The organism is Rhodococcus sp. 21391, assembly GCF_016772255.1.
Classification (GTDB): Bacteria; Actinomycetota; Actinomycetes; order Mycobacteriales; family Mycobacteriaceae; genus Rhodococcus_F; species Rhodococcus_F opacus.
In genome coordinates, this window is record NZ_CP063782.1 from 840,438 (window position 1) to 859,337 (window position 18,900).

Below are 18,900 nucleotides of genomic sequence, written 5' to 3' on the forward strand. Positions count from 1 at the left end.
TTGCCGCCGCTCGGGCGTTCCGTGGAACGATCCCCGCCGAACGGGGCGATGGGTGTCCTCTTGTCCGGATCGGTGCTGGCCGCGCAGACTGAAGGTGCTGCGGATGCCGTCGGTGCGTGCCGATCGGGTCACGCCGCCTGTTGGCACCTGCTGCTCGTCACTCGATGAGGAGCTTCACATGCCCAGTCCCAGTCCCGGTTATTCGATCACCGTCCGCGTCCATGCACCGGTCGGCGCTGGCACCACGTCGACGTTGGCGGCGGCGATCGCATCGGTGAAAGGTGCCATGACGGCGCTCGATGTCGTCGAGAGCCATCCCGACCACATGGTCATCGACCTCACCTGCGACGCCTCGGACGTCGCGCACGCCGACCAGATCTCTACCGCGATCGCCGAGGTTCCCGGGGTGATCGTCGGCAAGGTCAGCGACCGCACCTTCCTTCTGCATTTGGGCGGCAAGCTCGAGGTGGTCCCCACGGTTCCGCTCACGCACCGCGATGACCTCTCCCGCGCCTACACCCCCGGCGTCGCCCGGGTGTGTACCGCCATCGCTGAACACCCCGAGGACGTGCGCCGCCTGACGATCAAACGCAACACCGTCGCCGTGGTCACCGACGGCTCCGCGGTCCTGGGTCTGGGCAACATCGGTGCCGCGGCGTCGATCCCGGTGATGGAGGGCAAGGCGGCACTGTTCAAACGGTTCGGCGGTGTCGACGCCTGGCCGGTCTGCCTGGACACCCAGGACCCGGATGGCATCGTCGAGATCGTCCGGGCCCTGGCGCCGGTGTACGGCGGGATCAACCTTGAAGATATTTCCGCCCCTCGGTGTTTCGAGATCGAGGCTCGGCTCCGCGGTATCCTCGATATTCCGGTGTTCCACGACGACCAGCACGGGACCGCGATCGTGGTCTTGGCCGCCCTGACCAACGCGCTGCGCGTGGTCGGCAAGTCGCTCGGCCGGGCTCGGATCGTGGTGTCCGGCGTCGGCGCCGCCGGGCACGCTGTCATCCGGTTGCTCGTCGCCCAAGGTGCGACGAACGTCATCGGCTGCGGGCGTCGGGGGATCGTGTCCCCGGACGACACCGCCGACGAGTTTCGTACCTGGATCGTCGAGCACACCAATCCGGAGGGTCGGACGGGATCTCTGCGGGACGCGTTGGTCGGGGCGGACGTGTTCATCGGGGTCTCGGCGCCGAACATTGTCACGGGCGATGACATCGCGGCGATGGCCGACGAGTCGATCGTGTTCGCGCTGGCCAATCCGGTCCCGGAGGTCGATCCGGTTGCCGCCGGCGAACATGCCACCGTGGTGGCCACGGGGCGGTCGGATTTCCCCAATCAGATCAACAACGTCCTCGCCTTCCCGGGGGTGTTCCGTGGTCTGCTCGACGCGCACGCGGTCGACATCACCGACGAGATGTTGATCGCCGCGGCCGGGGCGATCGCCGACAGGGTGTCGCCGTCCGAGCTCAATGCCACGTACATCGTGCCGAGCGTCTTCGACGCCACCGTCGCGCCGGCGGTCGCGGCGGCGGTGCGTCAGGTGGCCGCGCGGGGGCGACGGCCCGGGACGTGAGCACAGTCGGTCATGTCTTGGGTCCGTAGACCGGGTCGGGCTGGCGGGCGTTCGGCGTGATCGTGGCGCGAAGAACGAGCCCGAGGTCAGCTCCCGCCGGCACTGAGGCGAGGGTCCCGCGGCACGGTGCATCACCGAAAGTTCCATCTCATGATCCGCTCGTGATCCGAACGGTGCTCACGGGGAGGGAAGGGTGAGCGACGGTGAAATCGGTGAGGGCACCGTGGATGTGACCGAGTTGCACCTGTTCGGATATGCCACCGCCGTGTTGATCGGTCTCGGTGTCGGTATCGAACGCGAACACAACGTCGGGGCCGAGGCGGTGGGAGTGGGGTCGGGACCCGTCGAACCGCCGGGCGCCCGGACGTTCCCGCTCATTGCGCTGGCCGGGGCGATCGCCGCGCACCTGGGCGGCATCGTCGTGGCGATCGGATTCATCGGGGTGTCTTCGCTGCTTGTGGCGTGGTATTGGGTGCGCGCTCATACCGAACCGAATCCGGACGTGGGCACCACCACGTCGGTGGCGGCGCTGACCACCTTTCTGCTCGGCGCCCTGGCCTGGCACGAGGCTTCCCTTGCCGTGGCGCTCGGGGTGGTCGTGCTTGTCCTGCTCGCCGTCAAGTATCCCGTCCACGAGTTCGCGCACCGGATGATCGACGAGCGGGACATCACCGACTTCTGTGTCCTGCTCGCCATCGCGTTCCTGGTGTTGCCGCTGCTGCCGGACCGGGATCTCGGTCCGTTCGGGGCGTTGAATCCGTCCACCATCGGAACGATTGTGCTGCTGTTGAGCCTGATCGGGTGGGCGGGATATGTGGCGACGCGCCTGCTCGGTCCGCGGTGGGGTCTGCGGGGTGGTGGGGTTCGGCGGCGGATTCGTGTCGTCCACCGCGACCACCGCCGTGGTGGCGCGGATCGCCCGCAAGCACCCGGGGGCCCGCGACACCCTGCCCGCCGTGCTGATTGGCGGCCAGTGTGGCCGCCGCCGCGGCGGTCGGAACCAATCTCGTCGTCAAGCTCGTCCTCGCCGCGATCGTGGGTTCGCCCGCATTCGCGTTCCGCCTCGCCGCGTGGCTGATTCCGCCGGTCGCCGTCGCCGTCGCCGCGATCTGGATCCTCGCCTAGTGATTCACAGGAGTGCAGTGGACCGCCGGACGCTGTGGCTGCCACCCTGGACGGCGCTCTCCGATGCGGTGACAATCACAGAATGAGGAACGTGCCGGTCGGTCTGTTCGTGGTTGGGCTGGTCTGTGCGTTGGCGGCGCTGTTCTTGATGGGGAGCGTAGACAGCGGGCCGGTCATCGGCCTTGTGGTGATCGCGGTGGCGTGCGTGTTCGCCAGTGCGGCGGCGGGTTTCGTGCGGGTGTCGCGGTCCCGAAATATGCAGTGGGAGGCGCGGCCCTGACCGGAACACGGTGCAAGGCAACCGGGGGGTGTCCCTATGGTTTTCGTCAAGCGGCTGCGGTGACTGGGGTTGGTAGTGGGTCTTGTTCTTGAGCATGGCGTAGAGGACGTCGCATCGGCGTCGGGCGAGGCAGATCAGGGCGGCGTTGTGCTTCTTTCCCTCGGCGCGTTTGCGGTCGTAGTAGCCGCGGCTGGTCGGGTCGCCCAGGGCTGCGAACGCGGACAGGAACAGGGCACGTCCCAAGCTTGCGGTTGCCTGACCGGGCGGGGTGTTCACCGCGGATGGAGGAGCCGGATCGGTGGGTGACCGGGGCAATGCCCGCGTACGCGGCGAGGTGTCCGGCGGACTTGAACGCGGATCCGTCGCCGACCTCGAGCAGGATCCGTGCTGCCGCCGAAGACACCGATGCCGGGCATCGAGGTCAGGACGCGGGAAAGAGGGTGGTCATCGAGCATCCTTACGGGCGTCTTCGCCGATCGTTTTCCGTTGCAGAAGGACTTCTTTCAGGGAGTCTGCGAGCTTCGGCAGGACGATCTCGGCGGCCTTGCTGCCGGGCACCGTCACCGATTGAGTTTCCAGTGCGGTGAGGATCTCGGTGGCGAGGCGGGCTCCCATACGGGGTGCGTGCTTGACCGCGAGCGTGGTGAGTTTGCGTTTGCCGGCCTGTCGGATTCCGGCGGGTCCGCCACAGCGCGTGAGGATCTCGAGGACTGCGGGGTGGGTAACGCGGGGACCGAGGACCCGTTCGAGGGCTGGGTGGATGGAAGTGAGCAGTCCGCGGATCCGGCCCAATGATGCGGGTGGCTTCGCCGGCGAGGTCGTCGTCGAAGCCGACGAGGACCTCGAGTTCGGCCAGCGCCTCGTCTCCGGCGAAAGACGCGGCGCAGGGTGTGGGGCATGGTCCTTGCGGCGAAAGGCGATGATGAATGCGTCGCGGGCGTCGGTTTTCGCCTGCCCGGGGTACAGGTCGGCGATGCGGCGCATCGACCAATCCCGGCAGGTAGGCAACGTCGTGTCCGCAGGCGCGGGCGACGGTGACCGGCAGGGCGCCGATCGTGCCCAAGTTGATCGACGATCACCAGGACCGGTCTGTGCGCGGCCAAGCCGTCGAACACCGCACGCAGCTTCGTCTCGTCGTTCGGCAGTGCCTTGTCATAGAGGCGGCCGCCGGAGGGATCCAGCCCGACGGCGTGGTGTTCGCCTTTTCCCACGTCGATGCCGCAAAACACGGCGTAACTCGTGTCCATTCAGCAGTCCTTCGTCCGGCCAGTCCGGTCGCCGATCCAGCATCGATACCCGACACCCACGTTACGAGGAGACCTACCGCAGTTTCCGGTGGCCCTGTCCCTATCAGCGGTCCATCGACGCCACCAGGTTCGGCGACACCACCCCCCGGATCATTCGAGAGACAGGGGCAAGAAGTCATACCGAACATGGCGACCGCAGTCCCGCGGAACGGGACCACGAAGACGGTAACGGGCATGCGTGCCGGTCCGGACTCGAGGCATCTGCGTGTCGTAGCTACAACCTGTGTGCCGGTCAGAGGGTGCGGCGGCCCCGGTAGCGGGTTCCGTCGCCGGCCGGATCCGATTCACCTCGAGAGCGCAGGTTGAGTCACCAGCCCGGCAGTCCACCCACCACCGACGCCGGGACCCGGCTCCGCGAGCAACGCGGCCGGCTGACCGTCACCGCACTCGGTTCCCTGCGCCACATCCTCGACGACGTCGGGATCGATACGGTGCAGTGCTTCGGCACCATCGCCGAGGCGTTAACCGCCGCCCTCACCAGGTCCGCTCCCGTGGTGGAGATGGTGCCCCCGCTGCCGAGGCGCGACCGGACGACCCCACCCTGCCGCCGACCGGTCAGTGCACGCCGCCCCACCCAATCCATCGGATGACCGCAGGAACCCGGTGGGTGGGTGGGGCGGGCACGCACGCCGCGTGCCATCACCGATCGGCGTCGATTCCGCGAACCACCACCAGTCACCGGCGAGGCGCTGTTCGCCTTCCCCGAGCCGTACCACCCCGCTGTAGTTGATGACGCATTGCGGAACGGCATCCCGGGTCCGGGGGCATAGCGTCGGGAAGTGGATCCGGTGTGCATTCCGGTCCGGCCCGGATACGGCGTCGGTAAGGCCCTCGGGGGCTGTATCCGGACACCGGGGGTGTGGGTCACCGCGGCGCCGCCGCCAGCTTTCCTCATGGTCCACCACGCGCAGCCGGGACCGTACCAGTATCCGGTGCACCCTGGAGACCGTCAGACCGCCGGCGGCGGCGCCAATGCCCACATCTCGCAGCCGGCGGAGATCGCCGTCACCGCCTTTTCGGTGCTCCGTACGCGGGTCGTCGAGCTCACCGTCCGACCCACCTGCACGGTGACCGTGTCCTCCCCGCCCCCGCCCGCGTCCGCGGTTCCGCCGGAACTCTCCCGGGTGCTCACGCCCCTCCACCGCACCCAGAACGACACACCCGTGGCGGTGATCCGTACTGCCTCACTTCCGTTCCGGTGCCGACGTCGTCGAGCAGGACCGCGGGAACCGGCCGCGGCGGGGCCGGCCCCACGGGTTGGTCGGTGGACGGTGCGCAGGCTGTGGCCACGAAAGCGAACAGCAGGGACTGCGAGGATAGGACATCGTCATGGCGTGCTCGCGGTCGAACTGCTCCGCAAGCAGGGTTAGCGCCGAGGCGAGCGCATGTGGGGTCGGCTGGGCCGTTGGTGCGCCGGACCGGTATGAGGAGTGAACCGGTCGGGTAGGGGTATCCGATGGGTGTGCTGCCGCGAGACCTCGGACGGCAGATCCGCGCGACAGCCCGGACCCTCCGGTCGTCTGACCCCTTCGGCCGGAGGGCCCCATCTGGACCTGGACTTCATTCGGAGGTGAGTGTCCAGTCGCGGCGTTCGGTGAGGGCGCGGTGGAGATGCCGTGTCCAGCGGCGCCCTTCGCTACTGCGGGGGTGGGTGATCGTGATTCGCCTGGTCCGCCTTTCGGGTAGCCCGCGGTCGTTGATCGCCAGCCCGATGACCACCCGAAGATCGGGGTCGGGTGTTCCGGTGACCACGATGCGTCCGGGTTCGCCGCCCATCTCCATCCGGGCGCCGAGCACCGCCGCGACCACTTCGGCCACCTCGAGCACGGACTGCGCCCCGACCACGTCGATGTAGTCGACTTCGGTCATCTCGGTCCTCCATTCCGTGCCGACGGGGCCGTCGGTCGCCGGCCCTGTGGACCGAATCACATCACGCACGTCGGTCGACGGTTTGGGTGGTACCGGCGGCCCGTACATCGGCAGGCAGGAATGCGTTGCCGTCGCCGGCCACACCGGTACCGGTTGGGTGCACGCCCCGCGCCGCTGCCGCGTGCGAACGGTTGCACGGTGTGGTGCGCTCACGCCTCGTGCGCCCCGCGGTGGGGCGACGCCGACGCCCCGCCCGTGAGGCTCTTCGAGCTTGTCGGTCACCGTCTGGGTGGGCGGCCGCGGGTTGCGACGGATACGGCCCCGCGGGCACACGGATCTTGATCGATGAGTGCTCGGACGCGGTTCGCTGCGCTGGGGTGGGGTCGGGTGCCCCGAGTCGGCGCAGCCGGTGGACTGCGGTGGAGGCGGTGTCGGCAGCGACCCCCTCGAGATACCGACATGCCCGACCAGTTCGGCGACGAATCGACCCACGAGGAGTGGCCATGGGCCCTGCGCATCACCAATTCACGGGAGCTCGTGGCGTTGCTGGAAGCGGTCGATCCATCGGACCGCGGTCTCCCCCGGTTCATCGGTGCGCATCTCCTGCCGGCGCTGGCTGGGTGGCCCGCTTCCAGTGTCCGCGTCACATCGGCGACCGGACCCTGGGCAGGTTCGTCGGCGAGACAATCGACTGCTGGGAACCCATCACACCACGCCGCGGGAGTAGTTCCTGTCCGCTGGCGCTCCGTGCTCGCACCGATGCGAGTGGGTAAGCCTGGGACTGTGAAGGCCTGCCGCCGTATTGTGGTCAGGGCCGCTCGCTCCCAAACTCGGGCGGCCTTGACCCCGTCGGCCGGTACACATTGCGACTCGCGATTGGCCGGCGGGGCAGGGGGCGGTCGGCGGTAGGTGGTGCCGCTTCCGGTCCGTGCGTTGGGTGCGCCGACGGTAGCATCATCGCCATGACCGTGGACCTCGAACAGCGCTGGCGACTTCTGACCGCAGAGCAACAGGACCGACTGCGTGCCGACCCCGACGGGCCGGTGCCACGTGAGCTCATCCCGCGTCTCGAGCAGTTGGGCCTGCTGCCGCTCGAGTCCCCGACCGGTGAGGAGAGCCGCAGACTGCCGCCGCAGGTCGCACGATTCATCGCAGACACCGCACGATGACATCCGCAGGAGGACCCTCGTGCTCGGCACCGAGGCAGTGCCACCACCGCACGCAATCGTCGATCGTCGTCGGCCACAAATAGGCCGCCGAGCGATGGTGCAGCGGTACTCCGCTCACCGGCGAAATGCACTTCCACTACTCGACGAAAGAAGAACTGGCCCGGTCCATTGTGACAAACAGCACGACTCGACGATCGCTGTGGTCGGGGCCGTGCGGGCCGAACCGGTGGGCGCGGTCGAGCAGATGGTGGTGCGCTGCCACGGATACCCGGCTGATTGTGGGTAGCCGTTTGGTGCGGGCCGGGATCCGGATCGCCCTCGTATTCATCTCCGACAGCGGCGAACCCGCGGCGCCGATCCCGGTTTGGGCGGGATCACCACCTGTCGGGAGCTGGTCCGCGACCGATCGATCAGGGAGCTCGCACGCCATTCCGGTCCGGCGCCCCTGACCCGGTTCGTGGTCTGTGTGTTCCTCGGAGTGCAGTTGCGGCATGGCAGCTTCAGACCCGCCGCACCGACCTCGAGCGGAGAGTCGACGAAATGTGGATGTTGCTGTTGCCACCGGTGATGCCCACCGGCCGACGCGGTGAGGTCGCCAGATTCCGTGGCAGTCGCACACCTGCCTCCCCAATCCACGCCCGAGCGGTGTCGAGGGCAGATGACGGCCATCGGGTTCCCACTTGCATCATGCGCGTGGTCGAGGGCAGGAGACCTCAGCAGACCGGCCCGGTTGCGGTGCATTGCTTTTCGGATATCCGGTCGCGGTAACGAGTGCGGCGGGTCGGAACCCTGCATCGTCACGTTCGCACAGTTTGATCGTCGGGTGCGAGTCGTCGCCGACCCTCTCAAATGATGAGACTGTGGAGGGCGTACTGCGCGGGAGATGGCCGATTCGTGCACAATGAGGGCGACCGGTTTGTTATGTGAAGCTGTCGGGTACCCGGGGTATCGCCCCCGGGTACCGGGGGCGACGACCAGCTGCGGGATGTGCAGGATTGATGGTCGCGGGTCCCGCTGTTCGACGAAGGGAGTTCGGTGTGCCGCCGGCATCGTTGTCGTCACCGTCGGCTGGGGCACCTCACGGGTGTGGCGTGAGTGGGCGCGGTGCCGCGATGTGGAGGCGTCGGTGTTCTTCGCTCCGGATTCCGAAACGTCTCGGTGCCCGGGCCCGCCGCGAGGCGGCGGCCCAGCAGATCTGTGAGGGGTGGCCGGTACTGGCGGAGTGCCGCGAGCACGCCCTGGCGATGGGGGAGAGTTACGGGATCTGGGGTGAGATGACCGAACGGGACCGCCGCCGGCATCTGCGCCGGCCATGCGGCACCGTGGTGAATGCTGGCGTCGAGGGGGCCTGAGTGCGGAACGTGATTCCGTTCCCCCTGCCCGGCAGCGGGAACGACCTGGATCCGGGGCTGACGTCGCGTCAGGCCCGGATGGTCGCGGTCATTGCCACCACGTTCGCGGCGACGGTGTATGGCGATGCGGATGCGTTGGCGGGTCGGGTGATCGAGTCGGCGGAGCAGGGGTCGCTGCTGGCGACACTGCCCTCGGTGACGTGGGGTCAGGACACCGGGTGGCGGCGGCAGATGTCCCGCGCGTTCGATGACCTGGCCGCCGACATCGCCACCGGCCGCGATCCGGAGCCGACCTGCCCCGCGGAGGTGGTGGCGTTGCATCTGGTGCTGGCCGCCGCGGCCGAGCACGCCGCGGCCGGTGACCTGGACATGGTGGTGGCCGATCTCCCGGTGCACTGGCGGGACGGCGACTGGAGCGGGCCGACGGATGTGTTGTGCGGAGACCGTGAAGTGCCGACCCCGCCCGACGGTGCCCCGACCGCCGACGGTGTGGTGGTGGATCCGGCCGCCTGGTTCGTGCCGTTCGATGCGCACCGGTCTCGTGACCCCGATCGCGGACACCGGTTCTGACACCCCGCCCAGCTGTTCCTCGCCACTTCTGGGCGCGCATGGCCGGCCAATTTGTCCGTGCTGCACGTTGATCGACGGCAGACGGAATCCCCTTACCGGCATCGTGCCGGCCGCACCCTCGCTCTGGGGAGGTGCGGCTGGCAACGGGGTTGCGTCCATGACGATGGTGCACGGACCGGATGCCCGATCTGACCGAGAGATGCAGCAGATAAGGGCGGCCATCGTGATAGCGCATCCGCAATCGGATTGCGGGTGGTCCGTCGTCCGCTTGCGCATCAGCGCCGTGATGGCCGCTGGGAGGAGTTGGCGCCGATGCCCTCCGCCGAATCAGCTTTCGGCACAGTGGTTATCCGAGGATATCGTGATATTGATAGCGATTGCTCCGCGGTGAGCCGATTCGCCGTCTCCGGTGGCCCCGCGACAGACTGGACGGAGGTCGGCGAGCTCACGGACATCGGGTATTCGCGGGCACTGCAGAATGTCGGTTCACGGCCGAGCGATGAGTCGTCCTCGGCCGGCTCAACAACCAGGGATGTCGAATGAGGCTGGATGTTGGCGGCGTGCATGAGGGCGGGGGACGCCGGAGCGGACCCGGCTCATCCTCGGGCGTTTCATTCGGGCCGTGCAGGGGGAAGCGAGAAGGGCGGACAGTGTCGCTCGGGAAGCGTATAGCCATGTGGGGCAAGATGATTCGACCGGTACTGTGGCTCGCAGCTACACCGCGGCCGATCCGCTGGTGCGTCGTCCCGCCCGGCCACGCAAAGGCAAGTGATCGCCGCGGGTGGAGCGGCGGGAGGTGTGACCTGGCGGCTGGAGCGGCTGGTGACGGCCGCCGCGCTGTCTGCGGGTGTCGCGCCGCGGCAGGGCGCATCTGTGCGAACAGGCAATCGGCGACTGGCGAAATTGCCAAGGCGAGAACGGTCTCCGGAACGACTGCGTGTTACTTGAATTCTCATGAAAACGCCGAGGTGTTCAAGATCAATTCAATGGATGCGGCAACTCGATCGTCGAGTCGGTGGCGAGGTACGCTGCAAGTTCTGCGATTGCTGCCGCAACCGACTAACGTGCCGGGCGGAACACAGTCGAGGCAGAGCACAAGGGTGAGTTTGTGCACCCCGGATAAACACATTAGATCTCTGATCGATTCGCGATTCGCGATTCGCGATTCGCGATTCGCGATTCGCGATTCGATTGGAATAGGAAATAGGAGTAAGGAAGGATGACGACTTCCGGAAGGGATGCGATATTCGAGACTCTCTTGGAATCGGCCAAGCGCCTCTCATTCGATCCGCGGGACCCGCTAGTTTGCCAACCTGATTCGGACGGCGACGAATTTCACGGGATGACACCCGAGTGGTCTCCTCTCTTCGGCACTGCTACGTGGGACTCCATGGCAGAGTCGGAACGCGTCCGCCTCACCAGAAGCGAGGTCGCGCAGTTCTTGGGCGTCGGAATCTGGCTGGAGGTGGGATTGCAGGTGGCATTGCTGCGGGCCAGTCACAGTGCGGACCCCGCCCGCTCGGACGTCAAGTTCCTGTTCAACGAATGCGCCGACGAGAACCTGCATTCGTTGATGTTCGTCAACGTCATCGACAGCATCGGATCGCACTTCTATCGACGCGACCGCTCACTGGACTTTTTCGGATGGCTCCCCGGTCGCGACGGATTCGCTTCGAGCAACCGCTGGGCAGGCCGAGCGACAGGCTGAGGATCGCCGTCGTTGGATCCGGGCCGGCGGCGATGTACACCATTCGCGAACTCCTTCGGCGATCGACCTCGGTACGCATCACCGTCTTCGAACAGCACGGCGAGATCGGGGGCTACTGCACCGGGGCGTTTCCCGGGACCACGTCGGCGTTCGCGATATGATCCGGCTCTTCGACGTGCCCTTCAACGACGATCGCGTCACGATCGTGCACAACACAGAAGTCGGGGTGGATGTCTCGGTCGAAGACCTCCGAAACAGATTCGACGCCATAGTGCTCGCGTGTGGCGCTTCACAGCCCCGGAGACTCGGGCCCACGACTGTGGATCGCGGCGAGGGTATCTATGAGGCCATCGACATTCTGGTGGCCGAGAACTGTGGGGCGTACGGCTTTCGCCCGCGCGGGCCGCTGGGACCGAGATCCCTCGTGATCGGGGCGGGAAACGTCGCCTTCGATGTCATCCGATGGATGGCCAAGACACGCGACCGAGGTGCCGCGGCGCAAGCGGTGACGGAGGTGGTGGTGTTGTCGCGATCGACCCCGGATCGCGCCTCCTTCACGCCGTCGGCGTTCTATGAGCTTCTGGACCTCGAGAACGCCGAGGTGCTGATCGACCGCTACGGCCGTCCGCCGGGCGCCGGTGCAGACGCCCCGCTGCTACGTGACATTTCCGCCCTGCCCGCTGCCGATATCTGGGCGGCAGACGGCCCGACCGCCACCGACGAGGGCAGGCTGCGCATTGTTTTGTCCTTCGGACAGGAGGTGACCGATCTCGGGAAGACAGTGGCCGGCGGTGTCGCCGTCACCACGACGACCGGTCGGACCTTCCTCGCGGACTCCGCGATATGCGCCACCGGATTCACGACGAAGCAGATAGACGGCATCCCCGTGGACGAGCGGGGGGTCGTGCCCAACCGCCGAGGACGAGTGATCTCGCTCGAGACGGGCGAATCGCTCGACGGACTGTATGTGGTCGGCTGGGCGAAACGAGGCGCCTCCGGCGGCGTCGGCGACAACCGTAGCTGCGCCACGGGAACCGTGACGGAACTCGCCGCAGACCTGCACTCGCGGGTGTGACGCCCGGGTCGGCGTCCGCGGATCTCCATGCACCGCAGCGGCGTTCGCCGATGTCTGTCGCGGCTCATGGGATCCGCCCGAGTGTGGGACGGGTGGGCCCGAGTACGACAATGCCCTCACCGATTCGTTCCTCCACGGACTCGAGAGGGAATGGCTTCATGGGCGGAGCTGGTCGAAACCTGCGGGCGCGTACCGAGCTGTTTGGGTGTTCGGCATACTACAACCGGCGGTGTCGCAGGCACCCCACCCCGTCGGATACCTCTCTGTGGGGTTCGAGCGATGAAGTGAAACGGACCCCCCGAGCGATCTTGCCCCGGTCGGGGCTCTGATGCCGGTGAGCTGCCGGTAGGTGTCAGGTCAGCCCAAGGCTGAAACCCCTGTGCGGCGTGCATGAAGGTTCGAAGGACCGCACACGTGTCCCGTACCCGTTCGAGCGCACCGTCCTGTTCGGCGTTCATCGCCGTCGCGGCAACTGCTCCTGCGCGTTTCCGACCGCCGCCATGAGGTCGCGACCCAGGCGCTGATAGGTGCGCAGCCACTGTCCGTCGACCGGCTCGTCGTGGAGGTGCGCCATCAGCGTTTCGCTGTTGTTGTCCGTGTCCAACCATCGGCGCATCTCGGTGGTCCGGTCCTGTACGTCGTGCAGCAACTGCTCTGGAATGGTCGAGTTCGTCATCGGGTGCCGTCCTCCCATGCTGCTCACGTCCGGTTTTGTTGCTCATTGTGGTGGACGGGTGCGTTGGCTATCCGGCGGTTCACCGTCATGGCGAACCGTCAGGCGTACTCGCGCGAGTCGGCCTCGGCGAGCGAGTCCCAGACGATCTCGTAGCGCCTGCGGGTCATGTCGTCGGAGTCGGTGAGGAGCGCCTCGAACAGCGACCGGGGGTCGGCGTGCCACGACCGTGCCAGGGCCTCGATCTCACGCGGGGAGAAGAGGCCGGACCGGGCGGCGGCGAGAGTCCAGTCGTCGAATTCGCCCGCTCGGATCCGCTCGACGGCGTCGAGGTCGACGTGCCCGTCCCCGGGTTCGAGGGGGAAAATTGCCGCGACGACGTCACAGGGCGGGTGGCTGGCGATGTCGGCGGCGATCCTGCCTGTGTCGACGGTGTGGCGGGCCAGCTGTTCGGTGGTCATGGCGACCTGTATCTCCTCGAGTGGGCGCGGGTTCCGACTCACTCCGTGTATCGATTCGTGGGGACGCCAAAGTCGGCACGAATGTTCGGGCCGTCGAGGTAGGGCAGGAGCGGCGGGATGCGGGCACATCGACAGACGAGGCGTGCGGCCACGGCCGCGGCAGTGGGTGTGGGCTTTGCGGCGAGCATTCTTGTGGCACCGGTCGCGGCGGCGGAGGAGGTTCCGGATGTACCGGGGGTGAGTTCGGTGTGGCAGGTCCCGGACCGGATCGGGCCCGCCCAGGCCGCGCATCCCGATGCCGCCCGGTACGCGCGGCAGCACCCGGGATCGGTTCCGTCCGGTGTCAACGATTTCACCTGCACGCCGACCGCCGGGCACCCGAGGCCGGTGGTGCTGGTGCACGGCACGGACTCGAACGCGTACTCGGACTGGGCGGCTCTCGGTCCGCGGCTGGCCGGGGCGGGGTACTGCGTGTTCGCGCTGAACTACGGCGGCGAGCCCGGCGGCGAGAGCTACGGAACTGAGGACATGACGGTCAGCGCCGGCCAGCTGGCACGGTTCGTTGCCCGGGTCCGCGCCGCGACCGCGGCGTCCGAGGTCGACATCGTCGGCTACTCGCAGGGAGCGACGGTGGCCCGCTACTACGTCAACCGACTCGGTGGTGCGGCGGAGGTCGATCAGTGGGTGGGCCTGGCCTCACCCACCTATGGGGGCACCCTGTTCGGCCTCGTACCGGTCCTCGAGCAGACCCCCGGCGGCATGGCATGGGCGAGAAGGGCAATCCCCCCGGAATTGGTCCCGCCCGCATTGGAGCAGCAAGCCCAGGGCTCACCGTTCCTGCGCGACCTCAACAGCGGGGGAGACACCGTCCCGGGGACCCGGTACACGACGATCGGTTCGCGGCTCGACGAGGTGATTCAGCCGGCGACCAATATTGCGTTGCGCGACGGGTCGGCGACGAACCTGATGATCGGGGATCTCTGCCCGGTCAATCAGTCGGGGCATTTCCGGATGCCCTACGACGAGTACACCGTGCAACTGGTGATGGGTGTGCTCGATCCCGCACAGGCGGTGACACCGCCCTGCACCACGGTCCCGGCGGGCACGGGGGTGCTCGAGATGATCCTCACCGAAAACTTCTGACAGCGACGGCTCCACACGCTAACGGGTCGCGGACGCCACGGCGGCGCGGCTGGTGAGTGCCGACATGGAGGCGGAAATGCTTGCCGGGCGTTGGCTACGGGACTGTGGATGAGGTTGCCATGAACCGAACACGTAACGGAGCGCATGCCGGCTCGGATACAGTCACCGTGTCCTGACGAGAGGGCGCAGAGGGAGCAGGACGTGGTGTGGCGAGGTGTGCGGGGTTTGATGGCGGCGGTTCTCGGTGTCCTCTTCCTCGCCATTGCGGTTCCAGTGCCGGCGAGCGCGGAACCGCTGTATCCGTGGCCCGACCCGGATCCGTTCTACCTCGCGCCCGCCGATCTCGGCGCCAAGCAGCCGGGCGATGTGGTGCGTACCCGGCGGATCGACACCTGGATGTACGCCAACTCCGACGGGTGGCAGATCGCGTTCCGGTCGACGAACTCGGCGGGCACTCCCATTTTGGCGGTCACGACGGTGCTCCTTCCCGGGGGTGTGGCGAATCCGCCGTTGGTGTCGTATCAGGCGATCGTCAACTCGTTGGGAACCAAGTGCGCGCCCTCGCGGGCGTTGTTCAACCTGGAGATGCAGGAATCGCCGGGGATGTTGCTGGGGCTGCAGCGGGGGTGGGCGGTCTCGGTGCCCGATCACCTCGGTCCGACCGGTGCGTACGGTGCGGCCAAGCTCGGCGGCATGATCACCCTGGACAGTGTCCGTGCGGTGCAGCGGGTCGCCGAATTGGGGCTGGCGAACAGTCCCGTGGCCCTGGCGGGCTACTCGGGTGGGGGAATGGCCAGCGCGTGGGCGGCGGCGCTCGCGCCGACCTATGCGCCGGAGCTGAAGCTGGCGGCGGTGGTGCAGGGCGGAGTGCCGGCGGACCTCGAGCAGATGGCCGAGGGGCTGGGTTTCAGCCCGCACCCGGGATTCGGGCTGGCCTTCGCGGCGGCGATCGGTCTCGAGCGGGAGTACCCGGACCGGTTGCCGGTGTCCTCGCAACTCAATGAGACCGGTCTGTGGTTGCGGAAATGGATGAGCAACGAGTGCCGGCGGTTCCTGCTGTTCCACGGTGCGTTCCGCAACGCCGGGCAGCTGGCGGCGTCGAGGAGTCTGATGGCGAGTTCGGCGGCGCGGCAGGTGTTGCGGGAGAACAGTCTCCGGCATTTCGAGGGGGTGCCGACGGCGCCGGTGTACATGTGGCACGGCACCCTCGATGGGCTCACTCCGTTCGATTCGGTGGCGGAGGTGGCGCACCGGTACTGCGCGGGCGGTGCGAAGCTGACGTTCGTGCCGTACGACATCTCCGAGCACATGACCACCGCGGTGGTGGGTTTCCCGGAGGCGTACGAGTTCATCGCGGCACGATTCAGGGGGGAGCCCGCACCGACACGGTGCTAACCCCAGTACCGTTCAGTTATCCGCGGTAATTCGGATCTCTACGGCAGGGCTATCGTCCGCGCGATATGCGGCATATTCGGACGTGATCGAGGAGATCTCATTCAAAGTAGGGGGCTCGACGGGCCACTGCTTTTGCGGTGTCTGAGAGGGTGTTTGAGAACTCGCGATCGCGGGCGTGTGCCTCGCTGAGAATCGAAGAAATAGGGCTCCTGGTTGGGTCGGTGAGTACCAAGTCCCCGACCACACCAGGAGCCCACAATGACATCATCGCCGATTCCGCCATGCCCGTCGTGCCCGCCCCACGCGGCGGGCGGGCACGGTTGCGCGGTGTACCCGTCGTCGGTCACCGACGCAGAGTGGGCGACCCTCGAACCGCTGTTGCCCGCGCCCGGCAGCACGGCAGGCCGCGGCGGCAGACCCGAGAAGCATTGCCGCCGTCAGATAGTGGACGCCATCTTGTACATCGTGCGCGGTGGTATCGCGTGGCGGCAACTGCCGATGGAGTTCCCGCCAGCCGGGACGGTGTACGCGGTCTTCGCCCGCTGGTCCCACAGCGGCGCGTGGCAGCGCATCGTCGACGCGCTGCGCGACCGCCTGCGGGTGCGTGAGGGGCGGGACCGGTGCCCGACCGCGGCGATCATCGACTCGCAGACGGTGCCGGCCGCGGATACCGTGCCCCGATCGAGCCGCGGCTGGGATGGCGGCAAGAGAACGAACGGCGTCAAGCGACACGTTGCCGTGGATGTGAACGGACTGCTGCTCGCCGTCGTCGTCACCGCTGCCTCGATCCAGGACCGCGACGCCGCGCACCGACTCCTGACCGCACTGCGCGGCAGGTTCTCCACCATCCGGCTGGTCTGGGCCGACGGCGGTTATCCCGGACGGCTGCCCGTCTGGGCGAAAGACGTTCTCGCCCTGCCTATGCAGATCATCAAACGCATCCCCGGCGCCACCGGTTTCCACGTCCGACCCCGCGTTTGGGTGGTCGAGAGAATTTTCGCGTGGATCAACAAGCACCGCCGCTGCGTGCGAGACTACGAAACCAGAACCGACCACCACGAGGCCATGGTTCACATCGCGACGATCGCGACCATGACGAGGCGGCTCGCCCGAACCTGACGGTTTTCAAACGCACTCTGAGACTCAAGATGAACGAGCAGGTCGTCGCGTCTTGAAATGTCATCGGCCGCGAGACCCTACACCGATGTAGGGAATCAGAAATCGTGGCCAAATCTCATCAAATGTCCTGTGACAGTTGATCGTCCTTTTGTCAGTGAATCTTGCTCGTTCTCGTGTTTCTGCCAGTACAGTTTGCTCCGTTTGAGATCACTTCATCTGCGAGGGAAGCCCTGGCGGCCAGGGCGCTCTCGTCAACAGCGCAACCCACCTGGCGCGATCGGCCTCACTGCGCTCAATTGGGATGCCCGAGTAACCGACTGCTGGAAACGCCAGTTCAAGCAAAGATCCACTGGCGAAATCCTCCGGATCCCCCGGTCCAACAGCAGCGTTGACCAAGACCTTCGCCACTCAAAATTCCTCACCCCAGAACCAGGCGTCGGCTTCAAGGACGATTCGCTGGCACAGGACATCAAAGTTGGCCACTCGGTGGCCAGTTGGCCAAGGGGGTGAGACGGCATGTCTGCGGCTGCCGGACGGCGCCGCGGCCCGCATGCCATGCTCGGGGAATGGCGAGAACGTGGTTGTCGGTGACGGTGGAGCTGCTCGGCGGTCGGGGCGAAGAATTATGGCCGTGGCCCGGGCGCATCTTCGCGGTCGGACCGTCGCACACCTTCATGGACCTCGCGAATGCCGTCAACGACGCCTTCGCCCGGTGGGACCGGGCGCACCTGTCGATGTTCACCCTTGCCGATGGACGAGTGGTCACCGATGCGGAGACCGGGGCCGAGATGGTTTCGTCGATGGGTGGGCCGATCACGGAGACGGTAGACATCGAGTCGGCCAAGGTCGTTCGGACCCTGGTGCCGGGAGCGGAGTTTCAGTTCACCTTCGACCTGGGTGATGACTGGACCCACCGCTGTCTGGTCGGGAAGGAGAAGGTCGACCCCCTGGAAGTGTTGGGTATCCGCCCTGAGGCTCCGATGCCGTACTGGGGCTGGGGCTGCATCCCGGACCAGTACGGGCGGCGGTGGGATGGCGACGACGGGGACAGCCGAGCACCGCGCCGACCGAGCAAGCCGCATCCGATGCTGTTGCACGCGTGGCCGGGGCTCGAGCAGGTGCCCCCGCTCGAGGTGTCGGAGCTGCGCGAAGCCATCGCGGCAGCCGATGCCGCGCGTTTCCTCGCCGCGGTGACAGGGCGTGACGTCGACGACGCGCTGCAGCAGGTGGGGGCCGGGCTACCGATGGCGCTGGAACAGCGACGGGAGCAGGCCGAGCCGGTGGCGGTGTCGGTCATCAACCGGCTGGCCTGGCGCGGCGGCGCGGGTGACGAGGTGCTGGCCGAGGACCTGCTCGGTTGTCTGCGTGGCGAGCCGCTGACGGGGCGGGTGGTGCCGGTCGACCTCGAGATGCTCGGTAGCGAACTGGAGGGGGATCTGGGCATGTCGACCGGTGGCTACGTCGACCTGCGCACCGGAGATGTGTATGACGAGGGCAGCACCGACCCGATGATGGTCGGACAGGACGCCGCCGTCGACGTGGAGGCCGAGCCCGACCGTTGGCTCCGGTTCGACCGCACCGGGTCGCGGGACGGTTGGCACGACATGGCGGCCTTCGCCGAGCGGTGCCATGATGCGGCGCTGCGGGAGAGGCTGGAGCGGGCGATCGAAGGTAAGGGCGCGTTCGGTCGGTTCCGCGACCTCGTCCACCAGGAGAACCTCGCCGACCAGTGGTATGCCTTCTCCACCGACCGCCAACTGGGTCGTGCCCGCGAGTTCCTCGCCGGCGAGGGCATCCGCGTGGGCTGACGGTCGGCCCACGCGGAGGCCGCCTTTACATGACGCATCGGCCTTCGGGCGACATCGATGCCAGTGACTCACGGACGCTCAAACGACAGCACCCCGGAGGGGGGCCGTAGCCCTCCCAGTACTCGGTTCCGCGAATCCGGGGCCGACTTCCGCCTCTGGATTGCTGGAAAGGGACGGGGTCCCACCATGCCAGGGAGTTGGGGACAGCGGGCCACAGGAATTGGGAACCAGAAGTAAAGATCCACGGAAACCGCCTCCTGCGCTGTGTAT

16 protein-coding genes and 2 pseudogenes are annotated in these 18,900 nt (G+C 67.2%); 13 read left to right on the forward strand and 5 right to left on the reverse strand.

Annotated elements, in window-relative coordinates; all coding sequences use genetic code 11:
• Positions 1-178 precede the first annotated feature (178 nt).
• From GO592_RS38730 to GO592_RS38740, 3 genes are all read left to right on the forward strand, one after another.
• Positions 179-1,576, forward strand: a complete 1,398-nt coding sequence (locus GO592_RS38730; protein WP_007297257.1) for an NAD-dependent malic enzyme — start codon at positions 179-181, stop codon at positions 1,574-1,576.
• A 193-nt stretch (positions 1,577-1,769) separates the two neighbouring features.
• Positions 1,770-2,654, forward strand: coding sequence for an MgtC/SapB family protein (locus GO592_RS38735; protein ID WP_007297256.1), 885 nt, complete (start codon positions 1,770-1,772; stop codon positions 2,652-2,654).
• 129 nt (positions 2,655-2,783) lie between these two features.
• Positions 2,784-2,981, forward strand: a complete 198-nt coding sequence (locus GO592_RS38740; protein ID WP_007297255.1) for a hypothetical protein — start codon at positions 2,784-2,786, stop codon at positions 2,979-2,981.
• Positions 2,982-3,038: 57 nt separating this feature from the next.
• Here the strand turns inward: GO592_RS38740 and GO592_RS38745 are convergent.
• Positions 3,039-4,228: pseudogene (locus tag GO592_RS38745) on the reverse strand (IS110 family transposase); the annotation flags it as partial.
• A 362-nt stretch (positions 4,229-4,590) separates the two neighbouring features.
• Between GO592_RS38745 and GO592_RS38750 the strand changes: the two are divergent.
• Positions 4,591-4,878, forward strand: coding sequence for a hypothetical protein (locus GO592_RS38750; protein WP_007297254.1), 288 nt, complete (start codon positions 4,591-4,593; stop codon positions 4,876-4,878).
• 359 nt (positions 4,879-5,237) lie between these two features.
• On the opposite strand, the gene GO592_RS38755 is transcribed toward GO592_RS38750, so the two are convergent.
• Together GO592_RS38755 and GO592_RS38760 are read right to left on the reverse strand one after the other, a co-directional pair.
• Positions 5,238-5,420 carry a hypothetical protein gene (locus GO592_RS38755; protein WP_007297253.1) on the reverse strand — a complete coding sequence of 61 codons (183 nt, stop codon included), beginning with the start codon at positions 5,418-5,420 and terminating at the stop codon, positions 5,238-5,240.
• A 428-nt stretch (positions 5,421-5,848) separates the two neighbouring features.
• Positions 5,849-6,157 (reverse strand): hypothetical protein, encoded by a 309-nt coding sequence (locus GO592_RS38760; protein WP_039951199.1) that lies wholly within the window; start codon positions 6,155-6,157, stop codon positions 5,849-5,851.
• Between the two features lie 962 nt (positions 6,158-7,119).
• On the opposite strand from GO592_RS38760, the gene GO592_RS38765 reads away from it, so the two are divergent.
• The 5 genes and pseudogenes from GO592_RS38765 to GO592_RS38785 all read left to right on the forward strand — a co-directional run.
• A complete protein-coding gene (locus GO592_RS38765; protein WP_007297251.1) occupies positions 7,120-7,326 on the forward strand; it encodes a hypothetical protein in 207 nt (68 codons plus the stop codon).
• Between the two features lie 1,112 nt (positions 7,327-8,438).
• Positions 8,439-8,678: a WhiB family transcriptional regulator gene (locus tag GO592_RS38770; RefSeq protein ID WP_007297249.1), complete on the forward strand. Its 240-nt coding sequence runs from the start codon at positions 8,439-8,441 to the stop codon at positions 8,676-8,678.
• The gene (locus GO592_RS38775; protein ID WP_007297248.1) at positions 8,679-9,248 is read left to right on the forward strand and encodes a hypothetical protein; all 570 of its coding nucleotides are present in this window, start codon (positions 8,679-8,681) and stop codon (positions 9,246-9,248) included.
• A gap of 1,219 nt (positions 9,249-10,467) precedes the next feature.
• Positions 10,468-10,956 carry a diiron oxygenase gene (locus GO592_RS38780; RefSeq protein WP_236581601.1) on the forward strand — a complete coding sequence of 163 codons (489 nt, stop codon included), beginning with the start codon at positions 10,468-10,470 and terminating at the stop codon, positions 10,954-10,956.
• A pseudogene (locus tag GO592_RS38785) lies at positions 10,899-12,031 on the forward strand (FAD-dependent oxidoreductase); the annotation flags it as partial. The gene GO592_RS38780 and the pseudogene GO592_RS38785, both read left to right, overlap by 58 nt.
• A gap of 454 nt (positions 12,032-12,485) precedes the next feature.
• On the opposite strand, the gene GO592_RS38790 reads toward GO592_RS38785, so the two are convergent.
• Complete coding sequence (locus tag GO592_RS38790) at positions 12,486-12,734, reverse strand: hypothetical protein (RefSeq protein WP_039951188.1); 249 nt, start codon at positions 12,732-12,734, stop codon at positions 12,486-12,488.
• A gap of 71 nt (positions 12,735-12,805) precedes the next feature.
• The gene (locus tag GO592_RS38795) at positions 12,806-13,165 is read right to left on the reverse strand and encodes a hypothetical protein (protein WP_007297243.1); all 360 of its coding nucleotides are present in this window, start codon (positions 13,163-13,165) and stop codon (positions 12,806-12,808) included.
• A 117-nt stretch (positions 13,166-13,282) separates the two neighbouring features.
• Between GO592_RS38795 and GO592_RS38800 the strand changes: the two genes are divergently transcribed.
• From GO592_RS38800 to GO592_RS38815, 4 genes are all read left to right on the forward strand, one after another.
• The gene (locus GO592_RS38800; RefSeq protein WP_039951187.1) at positions 13,283-14,308 is read left to right on the forward strand and encodes an esterase/lipase family protein; all 1,026 of its coding nucleotides are present in this window, start codon (positions 13,283-13,285) and stop codon (positions 14,306-14,308) included.
• Positions 14,309-14,536: 228 nt separating this feature from the next.
• Positions 14,537-15,703, forward strand: a complete 1,167-nt coding sequence (locus tag GO592_RS38805; protein WP_007297241.1) for an alpha/beta fold hydrolase — start codon at positions 14,537-14,539, stop codon at positions 15,701-15,703.
• Positions 15,704-15,961: 258 nt separating this feature from the next.
• Entirely contained in the window at positions 15,962-16,822 is an 861-nt protein-coding gene (locus tag GO592_RS38810; RefSeq protein ID WP_236581600.1) for an IS5 family transposase, read from the forward strand.
• Positions 16,823-17,388: 566 nt separating this feature from the next.
• Complete coding sequence (locus GO592_RS38815; RefSeq protein WP_160102350.1) at positions 17,389-18,630, forward strand: UPF0158 family protein; 1,242 nt, start codon at positions 17,389-17,391, stop codon at positions 18,628-18,630.
• Positions 18,631-18,900 lie beyond the last annotated feature (270 nt).

Bases quoted from the DNA above. Each gene is read 5' to 3' on its own strand.
- GO592_RS38730 (WP_007297257.1), top strand. From the start codon at position 179: ATGCCCAGTCCCAGTCCCGGTTATTCGATCACCGTCCGCGTCCATGCA.
- GO592_RS38740 (WP_007297255.1), top strand. From the start codon at position 2,784: ATGAGGAACGTGCCGGTCGGTCTGTTCGTGGTTGGGCTGGTCTGTGCG.
- GO592_RS38760 (WP_039951199.1), bottom strand. From the start codon at position 6,157: ATGACCGAAGTCGACTACATCGACGTGGTCGGGGCGCAGTCCGTGCTC.
- GO592_RS38765 (WP_007297251.1), top strand. From the start codon at position 7,120: ATGACCGTGGACCTCGAACAGCGCTGGCGACTTCTGACCGCAGAGCAA.
- GO592_RS38770 (WP_007297249.1), top strand. From the start codon at position 8,439: ATGTGGAGGCGTCGGTGTTCTTCGCTCCGGATTCCGAAACGTCTCGGT.
- GO592_RS38780 (WP_236581601.1), top strand. From the start codon at position 10,468: ATGACGACTTCCGGAAGGGATGCGATATTCGAGACTCTCTTGGAATCG.
- GO592_RS38795 (WP_007297243.1), bottom strand. From the start codon at position 13,165: ATGACCACCGAACAGCTGGCCCGCCACACCGTCGACACAGGCAGGATC.
- GO592_RS38800 (WP_039951187.1), top strand. From the start codon at position 13,283: ATGCGGGCACATCGACAGACGAGGCGTGCGGCCACGGCCGCGGCAGTG.
- GO592_RS38805 (WP_007297241.1), top strand. From the start codon at position 14,537: ATGGCGGCGGTTCTCGGTGTCCTCTTCCTCGCCATTGCGGTTCCAGTG.
- GO592_RS38810 (WP_236581600.1), top strand. From the start codon at position 15,962: ATGACATCATCGCCGATTCCGCCATGCCCGTCGTGCCCGCCCCACGCG.
- GO592_RS38815 (WP_160102350.1), top strand. From the start codon at position 17,389: ATGGCGAGAACGTGGTTGTCGGTGACGGTGGAGCTGCTCGGCGGTCGG.